This window comes from Stenotrophomonas sp. STEN018, from assembly GCF_056760235.1.
In genome coordinates this window covers 1-10,126 of sequence record NZ_JBRREK010000091.1, presented here as the reverse complement: position 1 = coordinate 10,126, position 10,126 = coordinate 1, and the positions used below count along the sequence as shown (strand labels likewise).

Here is a 10,126-nt window from a genome sequence, read left to right as displayed (position 1 = left end):
TGGCCAATGCCTGGCGGGGGTGGGGCTAAAACAGCACCGCTCCCGCCTACCCCCGCCGGGCTCTACCGGTGACCATGCCAGTTCGGGGGGCGAGGGTAGGGCCGAGCCATGCTCGGCAGGGGGCTCTACCAGGAAAGCTCCAGCCGAGCATGGCTCGGCTCTACCGGGTTCATGCAGACGGCCAACTTCGCCGGTAAAGCGTGGCCACGCTGCGATCACCGCAGGGCGTTGCGCACCCGCTCGTTGAAGCCGGCGATCTCGGGCGTGCCCGGATCAATCTGCTGCGCCTGCGCCAGCGCCTGCTGAGCAAATGCGGTATCACCGCCACCCAGACGTTCACTACCCACGGCAATCCAGCGCTGCGCCAGCCGACGCCGCGCTGATGCCAGCGCCGGATCGGTCGGCGCGAGCGCCTGCCAGGCATCCAGACAGGTCCGCGCGGCGCGCAGGCGATTGCCGCGCAGGTTGTCGTCCAGACAGGTGCGCGCAGCCGGAAGTATCCTTGCCGCTGCGCGCTTGACCCTCGGATCCTGCGGTGCCAGCGCCTGTGCCGCCTTGAAGCGATCGTAGGCGCTGCTGCCTGGAGGCAACAGCCATTGCTGGCGCACCTCGGCCTCGTCCAGTTGTTTGAGCAGTATCTTCAGGTGGCGCTCGCGCTCGGCGCCGGTACCCGGTGCCTCCATGGATTGCCGGGCCTGCCGGGCGCGTTGCAGTACCTGTTCGGCGGCGGCTACTTCAGCACTGTCCGGGGCCAGTTCGCGCGCGTGCTGGAGCGCACGGTCAGCCGGTTCAAACTGAAAATCCCCGGCCAGACGCACCGCTTCCTGCACCTGCGCATGGGCGATGCGCTGCAGACCCTGGCGTGCGGCCGGGTCCTCGCCCGCCGCCAGCACCTGCTGGAATGCATCGGCTGCACGCTGCAGGCGGCCGCGCGCCAGATCACGCTCGCCCTGCTGGCGTCGTTGCTCCAACGCAGCATTCATCACTGCCTTGACCGCCGGCAGATTGGCGTGGCCGGCGTCATAACGCTCCACCCGCTGCAGCAAGCCCGCCGCAGCGGCCAGATCACCGCGGTCTGCGGCGCGGGTTGCCTGGGTCAGCAGGTCTGACAGCACTTCATCGCGCCCTTCCAGCGCCTGCATCTTGTCCGGTTGCAGTGCCAACACACGTTGATACAGCGGCAAGGCTGCGTCTGCCGCGTCATCCAAGCGACCCTGCGCCTGCGCGGCCTCGGCCTGCTGCAATAGTTGCTCGATGCCGCCATGCCCACGCACCGCGTGCTGCAGTTTGGCCGTAAGCGGATCAATATCGGCCGATGGTGCCTGCAGTTGCCGCGCCAATGCCAGGCTTGTCGCGGCAGCTTCACGATCCCCTGCCGCCAACTGCCTGCGTGCCTGCGCCAACGCTGCCTGCGCGGTCTGCGCCAGCGCGGTCTGCACGTCACTGCGGTCCGGGTCCAGCGCTGCCGCAGCCTCGAACAACTCACGCGCACCGCGGCCATCAGCGCCGCTCAAGCGCCCTTCGCGCAACGCTTGGCGACCATCATCGAGCAATTGCTGGATCTTGGTCTCCGGCCACAGCCAGTCCGCCAGCGGCTGCCGGAACAGCGCCAATATCAGCGCCAAGGCGGCTACGCCAATGGCAATCGACCGCCAAGCGCGTGGGCTGTTCCAGCCACGCGCCACCCACCAGCGCCCGTACAGCCGTAGCTTGTCGCCGAATGTCTCCAATCCCTGTTGACCGCGCTGACGCCAGTTCTCCATGCGCCAAGCTTACCTATCCCAGCCTTCGCGCATCGTCTACGCCGGGCAAGGCGTCAAGTTTTCCGAGCAGGGTTGACAGCTGGCCGTAGTCGCTTACCTTCAAACGCAGGCGCAATTGGATACGTCCGCTCTCGCGCAGGTTGTCGCTGTTGATTTCCAGCACATAGGCATCTTCCTGCGCGATCAGGTTGGTGATGTCCTTCAACAACCAGCGCCGATCGACCGCGCGCACCATCACATCGACCTCATAGCCAGTGCCGGTACGCCCCCATTCCACCGGCAGCACCCGCTCCGGATGCGCGCCCGACAAGCGCGCCAGCGACGCGCAATCCATGCGGTGCACGGTGACGCCACGGGTGCGGGTCAGGTAACCGGTGATCGGCTCGCCGGCCACCGGCTGGCAGCAACGTGCCAGCTGCACCAGCAGATTGCCCACACCCTGTACGGTGAAATCGGACTTGCCGATGCTGCCGCGGCGTGCGGTCGGCCGTGGCAATGCCGGCGCTGCCGGTTGCGAGGCGGCCTTTTCAGCCTCCAGCAGCGCGCGGCTGACCTGGTTGGGGCCGGTATCGCCAAGCGCCACCTGGATATACAGATCATCAACGCTGTCGGCGTGGAATTTGCGCGCCGCCACCATCAGGTCCGAATGCTGCAGGCCCAATCGCTTCAATTCGCGGTCCAACAACTCGCGACCGGCCTGCACGTTGCGGGCGCGGTCCAGTTTGTGGAACCAATTGCGTACTTTTTCGCGCGAACGCCCACTGGCCAGAAAGCCATTGGATTGAAGCAACCAGTCGCGCTTGGGATCGGCTTCCTTGCCGGTCAGGATCTCGACGCGGTCGCCGCTGCGCAGACGGTAGGTCAGCGGCACGATACGGCCGTTGATCTTGGCCCCGCGGCAGCGATGCCCGACCATGGTGTGTACGTGGTAGGCGAAATCCAGCGGCGTGGCGCCAGCCGGCAGGTCCATCACCTCGCCCTTCGGGCTCAGCGCATAGACCCGGTCCTCGATCAGCTCGGCATCCAGCGCGCCGGCCAGATCATCCGCGCTGCCCGGCTCCTGCGCCTGTTCCAGCAGCTGCCGCATCCAGGTTATCTTGCGGTCGAAGGCTTTCTCCGCGCCCTTGCCGCCTTCCTTGTACTTCCAGTGCGCGGCCACGCCCAGCTCGGCCTGCGCATGCATCTCATGGGTACGGATCTGCACTTCGATGGTGCGCCCTTCCGGGCCGATCACCGCGGTGTGCAACGAACGGTAGTCATTGGCCTTGGGGCGCGCGATGTAATCGTCGAATTCACTGGGAATCGGTGTCCACAACGCATGCACCACGCCCAGCGTGGCGTAGCAGGCGCCGACGTCATCGACCATCACCCGCACCGCGCGCAGGTCGTACAGCTGCTGGAAGGCCAGCTGCTTTTTCTGCATTTTCCGCCAGATGCTGTAGATGTGCTTGGGTCGGCCGCTGACTTCGCCACGGATGCCCTGCTCGGCCAAGGCCGCCGACAGCTTCTTCTTCACTGCCTCCACATAGCGCTCACGGGCGATGCGGGTTTCATCGACCTCACGGGCGATATGGCGATAGGTTTCCGGCTCGAGGAAGCGGAATGCCAGGTCCTCCAGCTCCCACTTCAGCTGCCAGATGCCCAGCCGGTTGGCCAGTGGCGCGTGGATGTCGCGGGTCAGCTGGGCCAACGCGCGGCGTTCTTCGGCTGGCAGCTTGTCGGCCACACGCATGCAGGCCAACTGCCGCGACAGCAGGATAGGCACCACCCGCAGGTCATGGATGATCGCCAGCAACAGCCGGCGCAGGCCTTCGCTGTTGCGGCCAGCATCGCGGCCGGCGTGCAGCGCCCACACCTGGTCGGCAGCCTCCTGCCCGTCCAGCAGTCCATTCACCGCCACAGCGGTTGGCCCCAGTGGCAGCTCGGCCGCGCGCGCGCGCAGCCCAGGCAGGTCGAACAGCAGGGCGGCAACGATCACGCTTTCATCCGCGGACAGCAGCGCCAGCGAATCCAGGGTATCGGCAAGTACCGGCCAGGACAGGCGCGGCGACACATCCATGTCCGCTTGCTGCCAGCAGGCCAGCAGGGCCTGACGCAGCGGCTCGGACAGGGCACGGGTTGAGGCGCGCTGCAGCAGCGCTTCCAGACCGGGGGTGGGGGAACTATTCACAGCATTCAATTACGGGCGGATACCCCTACACTAGCGCCCACCCTCTCTGGGAACAATGTTCATGAAGCTGCCCCGCCTTGCTGTCCTGCTTGCCGCTACCGCTTTGTCGTCGTACCCATTCGCCAATGCACACGCCCAGCGCGTGGTGCAGGGGGATCTGCAGCAACAGATGTCCGCTGCCGAATTCAATGCTGCCGGCTTGAACAAGCTCAGCGCCGAAGAGCTGGTCACACTCAACAACTGGCTGCAGGGCAAGGTGGCGCAGGCCGCCAGCGTCGCTGTCGAGCAGGCACGCGAAGAAGGCCGCCAGGAAGTGATTGTCAAGAATCGCGGCTTCTATGACTTTGGTTCCAAGGCCCCCATCGAGGCGACCCTGGAAGGAGAGTTCCGTGGCTTCAGCAAAGGTCGCCAGTACACCCTGGACAACGGCCAGATCTGGGAACAGACCGATGACACCGGCGCCAGCGGCGTGCGCAAGCAGGCCCCGAAAGTACGCATCACCCCGGGCCTGATGAACGTGTGGTACCTGCAGATCGACGGGCTCAATACCCGCGCCAAGGTCCGCCGTACCAAATAACCGCACCTGCCCTGCTCCGGCTGAATCGGCTGGGGCAGGAGTTCACCGCATTTCACACCCTGTGAGCCTGCCTTCGCCATGCGCGTATTCGTTCTTACCCTGCTGTTGCTGTTACTGCCCGCCAGTGCGGCCGCACAGGTATACAAATGCAAAGGCAAGTCCGGCGAAACCATGTATTCCGAGCATCCCTGTGATGCCCGCGCCGAGCCGATGAGGCTGCGTGAATCAGCCGCTCCAGCCCCGGCACCGCCACAGCCGGCAGCCACCGAGGGCGAGCGCGAAGCTGAGGGCGAGGCGACAACACCGCCGGCAGACAGCAGCGAGCTGGCAGAAGCCCGCGAGGCCGAACGCAGCTGCATCAGCACGGCCACGGCGTCCATCTATGGCTCCTCCAATGACCGTGTCGGCACCCTGCAGCAACAGATGGGCGTGCTCAACGAACAGCTCGCCGCGGCCCAGGATGCTCAGCGCAGCAAGGCGTTGCGGGAACGGATGGCGACCTTCCGCCAGGCCATCAGCCGCGAACACGCCAGTGCCCACACGCAGATGAACACCGCTCGACGCGCCTGCATCCAGCAGCACCGCCCGGGAGCGCCAGCGACGCGCTGAACGCAGCTGCAGTCAGCTGCGTAGCGCAGCCACCCGCTGCGCCAGTTTCTTGGCCGAGATGCCGGAACGGAAGCCCAGTTCCTGGGCGAATAGCGATACCCGCAACTCTTCGATATCCCAGCGCAAGGCCGCCCATTGCGGGCGCTGCGCCAGACCTTGCACGCGCGCTTCCTGCAAGGCATCAACGAAGGGTTTGAGCTCAAGCATGCGCGCCTGATCACGTGGTGGGTCGCGCTTTGCGCGCTCGGCACGCAGGATCATCGCCTTCAGATAGCGCGGGAATTGCGCCAGTGCGTCGGCCGGGGTCTCGCGTAGAAAACCGGCATGCACCAAGCCAGCCAACTGCGCCTGCATATCGTCCAGATTGCCGCGTGCCCAGCCCATCAGCGGCGACTCCAGCTGCGGCTTCAACTCACCGGTCAGGCCGAGGATGCTTTCGGCCAATTTCAGCCGCTCCATCGCCTCGCCAAACAAGCGCTTACCAGCGTCAGCACAGCGTTGCTGGAAGGCTTCCGGTGTGCGGATCGCCTCCAGCCCGTCCGCCAACACCGCGTTCACCGCAGCATCGACCAGATCGCCACGCAGCCGTTCCTGCGACTCGATCGACGCATACAACAGGCCGGTCTTGGGCGACACTGGCAACTGTTTGCGTGCCTGCTTGAGCTTGTCAGCCAAAGCGATCTCCAGCAGCCGGCGTACGCCCTGCGGATGCGCCAACGCAGCTTCATTCCTGTCGGCGAAGATGCGCAGCGCGGCGGCGTCGCCGGTATCGACCAGCGCCGGGAAAGCCGGCACCCCGGCTTCACCCGGGACCTGCTCGGGAATGGCGGCAGTCGGAAACTCGCGCAGTCCCTCGGCAGCCAGCGCCGCGCCTGCACGTGCGGCAAACGCGCTACCGGCGCGCTCGCCGAAGCGGGCACGCAGTGCATCCAGGTCGCGCGACATCGCCAACAGCTTCATGCCGTCGTTTTCACCAGTAGCAGCCGATTTCCCGCGTGTGGCGTTGCCAGCTGTCACTTCAAACAAACGCAGATTCATGCGCAGATGCGGGTCCAGTGATTCCACATCAAAGTCCGTCGCAGCGACCACCGCCCCGGTGGCCTTGGACAGGAAGCGCGCCAGCTCGCCACGGATGTCGTCAGCCGAAGGCTGCGCCCAGGCTTCGGCAAACGCACGACCGAAGTCCGGCGCCGGCACATAGTTGCGGCGCATCGCCTTGGGCAGGCTGCGGATCAAGGCCGAGGCCTTTTCCGCAACAAAGCCGGGCGCAAGCCACGACAGCCGCGCAGGGTCCAGCGCATTGAGCAGGTGCAGCGGTACATCGAGGGTGACGCCATCCTCCTCACTGCCCGGCTCGAAGCGGTAATGCATCGCCAGCCGCGCATCGCCCAGCGGGAAATACTTGGGGTAACGATCCTGCTCACTGCCCTCGCCCGGCAACAGATCGGTCAGCGACCAATGCAGGCCGCGGCGTTGTTCCGGCGGCAACGCCTTCCACCAACCATCAAGCAGATTGGCCGAATGGATATGCGAAGGCACCCGATCCAGATACCAGCGTGCCTGCCAATCCTCGTCGGCAACGATACCGGCGCGGCGTAGCTTGGCTTCCTCTTCGCGCGCCTGCTCCAGCAGCTTCATGTTGTCGGCGACAAAGCCGGCGCGGGTATTGATCTCGCCGGTCACCAGCGCCTGCCGCACGAAGATGTCATGGGCTTCGCCGGGGTTGATCCTGCCGTAATGCACCGGCTTCTTCGGTGCCAGCACCAAGCCGAACAGACTGATCTGCTCGGAGGCCAGCACCTGGCCCTGGGCACGCGACCAATGTGGATCGAAGTGTTTGCGCGCCAGCAGATGCGGCAGCTCGGCGATCACCCAATCCGGCTCGATCGAGGCATTGGTCATGCCCCATACGCGCGCCGTATCCAACAGCGTGGCACTGAGCACCCACGGCGGTGGCCGCTTGGCCAGGGCCGAACCCGGGAATAAATGGAAGCGACGCTGACGCGGCGCCTGGAAGTCGCCTTTCTCGGTGCGATGGCCGATCTGGGTCGGCAGGCCAGCCAGCACCGCACGGTGCAGGGTCTGGTAGGCAGCGATGCGTACTTTGTCGGGGATGGAGTTAAAGCCGGGGTCAGCGCCGGGCTTTCCGGCATTTTTTTCCTGCACGGCAGGAACAACCGGGGAGCTTGTTTGTTTCCCCGCGCGCGCGAGCCGTGCAGCCTTATGCTGCTCACCCCGCGTCGCCTTGCGCTTCGCCTCTACATCTCCCCCAGCAGGCAACGCCGGCGGTGCCGACAACAACGCCTTGCCGAAGGTCTCATCCTCACCCATCGACCAGCCCAGTTCCTCGCACAACAGGCGTAGCTGGCGATGCAGCTCACGCCATTCGCGCATGCGCAGGAAACCAAGGAAATGACGCCCGCACCAGTCGCGCAGCTTGGACTGGGTGAGGTCTTCGTGGGCATCGCGATACGCATTCCACAACCGCACAATGCCGATGAATTCAGAGCGTGCGTCGGCAAACAAGGCATGTGCATTGTCGGCCGCTTCGCGCGCTTCCGGCGGCCGCTCACGCGGGTCCTGGATGCCGAGGAAGGAGGCGATCACCAGCATCTCGCGCAGGCAACCACCCTTGTGCGCGGCCACCAACATGCGCGCCAGCTTTACGTCCACAGGCAAGCGTGCCATCTGCCGGCCGATGTCGGTGAGCTTGCGCTCCTCGTCAATGGCGCCAAGCTCGGCCAGCTGTTGCCAGCCGTCCGCCACCGCGCGTTCGTCCGGCGCTTCCAGGAACGGGAACTCGTCGATCTTGCCCAGGCCCAACTGCAGCATGCGCAGGATCACGCCGGACAACGAGGAACGGCGGATCTCCGGATCGGTGAACTCCGGCCGACTCAGGAAATCCGCCTCCGAATACAGTCGATAGCACACACCCTCGGAGATACGCCCGCAGCGACCTTTACGCTGGTTGGCGCTGGCCTGCGATACCGGCTCGATATGCAGGCGGTCGAGCTTCTGCCGCGGGCTGTAGCGCTTGACCCGCGCATAGCCCGGATCGACCACATAGCGGATGCGCGGCACGGTCAGCGAGGTTTCGGCAACGTTGGTGGTCAGCACCACGCGTCGCTTCGGGCCGGGATTGAATACCCGGTCCTGGTCCTTGGCCGACAAGCGCGCGTATAGCGGCAGCACCTCGGTTTCTCGGTACTTGCGCCGTTCCAAGGCCTGGTGGGTATCGCTGATCTCGCGCTCACCCGGCAGGAAGATCAACACATCACCGCGCGCATCGCTGCGGGTGATTTCATCGACGGCAGCGACAATGGCCGAGACCGGATCCATCGCCGACTCGCTGTCCGCTTCCACACGCTTGCCACACGCCGGTGCGGCGGCGCTGTCGGCACTCTTGCCCATTTCCTCCAGCGGCCGGTAGCGCAGCTCCACCGGATAGGTACGGCCCTCGACATTGACCACCGGCGCATTGTCGAAGTGGCACGAGAAGCGCTCGGTGTCGATGGTGGCCGAGGTCACGATCAACTTAAGGTCCGGGCGCTTGCGCAGCAGCTGCTTCAGATAGCCCAGCAGGAAGTCGATATTGAGGCTGCGTTCGTGCGCCTCGTCGATGATCAAGGTGTCGTAGCGCGACAGCCAGCGGTCCGAAGCGATCTCGGCCAGCAGGATGCCGTCGGTCATGAACTTGATGCGGCTGTCCTCACCGACCTTGTCGGTGAAGCGCACCTGGTAACCGACCACCGTGCCCAGCTCGGTCTGCAGTTCCTCGGCCACGCGCGCGGCCACCGCGCGGGCGGCGATACGGCGCGGCTGGGTGCAGCCGATCATGCCGGCCTCACCGCGACCAGCGGCCAGGCACAGCTTGGGCAGCTGGGTGGTCTTGCCGGAACCGGTTTCGCCAGCGATGACCACCACCTGATGGGCCCGGATCAAGGCACTGATCTGCTCGGCCTCACGCGCGATTGGCAGGGCTTCGTCCATAGTGATGGCGATCGGCCGAGCGGCGCGCTGCTGGCGCTGCGCGTGCGAACGCTGCAGCTGCTGCTGGAACGCCTGCTCGGCCGCCGCGTCCGCGGGTTTGCCCTGCCAGCGTGAGAGCAGCCCCAACAGGCGCCCACGGTCACGGCTCATCGCCCCGTCAATGGCGGGACGGGCGGCGCGCAGGCGCGCGGACAGGTCTTTTTCGATAGTGCTCATCAATCGTTCAACGTCAAAACTTGAAATACAGGTATGGTGCCCAGAGCGCTATTGTGAAGCCATTCAACCCGCCAAGGAGAAAAGCGTCATGGCCAAGGCCAAGAACAGCAACAAACCAGAAGCCGGCAAGAAGAAGCAGGCCGCAGCAGCAACCGTCACCAAGACGGAAATCGGCAAGAAGAAACTGGCAGCCGCCGCACCCTCGGCACCTGCGGTAGATATCGGGATCAAGGACGCGGATCGCAAGAAGGTGGCCGACGGCCTGTCGCACTTCCTTGCCGACTCCTACACGCTGTACCTGAAGACCCACAATTTCCATTGGAACGTCACCGGGTCGATGTTCAACTCGCTGCACAACATGTTCATGGACCAGTACACCGAACAGTGGAACGCCCTGGACGAGATCGCCGAGCGCATCCGCGCGCTGGGCTTCAACGCGCCTGGCTCCTACCGCGAATTCGCCGCCCTGACATCGATTGCCGAGGAACCGGGCCTGAGTGACAGTGCTGACTGGCGCGAAATGGTACGCCAGCTGGTGGTCGGCAATGAAGCGGTCTGCCGTACCGCACGCAAGGTGCTGGACCAGGCCGATGACGCCGACGACGCCCCCAGCGAGGACCTGCTGACCCAGCGCCTGCAGATCCATGAGAAGTATGCGTGGATGCTGCGGTCTCTACTTCAGTAAAAGGTTCGGCGCAGTACCTGTAGTGGGGGGGGGGGGGGGGGGGGGGGGGGGGGGGGGGGGGGGGGGGGGGGGGGGGGGGGGGGGGGGGGGGGGGGGGGGGGGGGGGGGGGGGGGGG

The 10,126-nt window shown here is 65.4% G+C and carries 6 protein-coding genes; 3 read left to right on the top strand and 3 right to left on the bottom strand.

What is annotated here, in order from left to right; translation table 11 throughout:
* Positions 1-215 precede the first annotated feature (215 nt).
* Positions 216-1,763, bottom strand: a complete 1,548-nt coding sequence (locus ACVOMB_RS20005; protein ID WP_481532795.1) for a hypothetical protein — start codon at positions 1,761-1,763, stop codon at positions 216-218.
* A 13-nt stretch (positions 1,764-1,776) separates the two neighbouring features.
* Positions 1,777-3,933 (bottom strand): RelA/SpoT family protein, encoded by a 2,157-nt coding sequence (locus ACVOMB_RS20000; protein ID WP_481532794.1) that lies wholly within the window; start codon positions 3,931-3,933, stop codon positions 1,777-1,779.
* Between the two features lie 61 nt (positions 3,934-3,994).
* Between ACVOMB_RS20000 and ACVOMB_RS19995 the strand changes: the two genes are divergently transcribed.
* Both ACVOMB_RS19995 and ACVOMB_RS19990 read left to right on the top strand, forming a co-directional pair.
* Entirely contained in the window at positions 3,995-4,510 is a 516-nt protein-coding gene (locus ACVOMB_RS19995) for a hypothetical protein (protein ID WP_481532793.1), read from the top strand.
* Positions 4,511-4,588: 78 nt separating this feature from the next.
* The gene (locus ACVOMB_RS19990) at positions 4,589-5,119 is read left to right on the top strand and encodes a DUF4124 domain-containing protein (protein WP_481532792.1); all 531 of its coding nucleotides are present in this window, start codon (positions 4,589-4,591) and stop codon (positions 5,117-5,119) included.
* 12 nt (positions 5,120-5,131) lie between these two features.
* On the opposite strand, the gene hrpA is transcribed toward ACVOMB_RS19990, so the two are convergent.
* Positions 5,132-9,325: an ATP-dependent RNA helicase HrpA gene (hrpA, locus tag ACVOMB_RS19985; protein ID WP_481532791.1), complete on the bottom strand. Its 4,194-nt coding sequence runs from the start codon at positions 9,323-9,325 to the stop codon at positions 5,132-5,134.
* 88 nt (positions 9,326-9,413) lie between these two features.
* Between hrpA and ACVOMB_RS19980 the strand changes: the two genes are divergently transcribed.
* The gene (locus ACVOMB_RS19980; RefSeq protein WP_481532790.1) at positions 9,414-10,010 is read left to right on the top strand and encodes a Dps family protein; all 597 of its coding nucleotides are present in this window, start codon (positions 9,414-9,416) and stop codon (positions 10,008-10,010) included.
* The last annotated feature ends 116 nt before the right edge of the window (positions 10,011-10,126 follow it).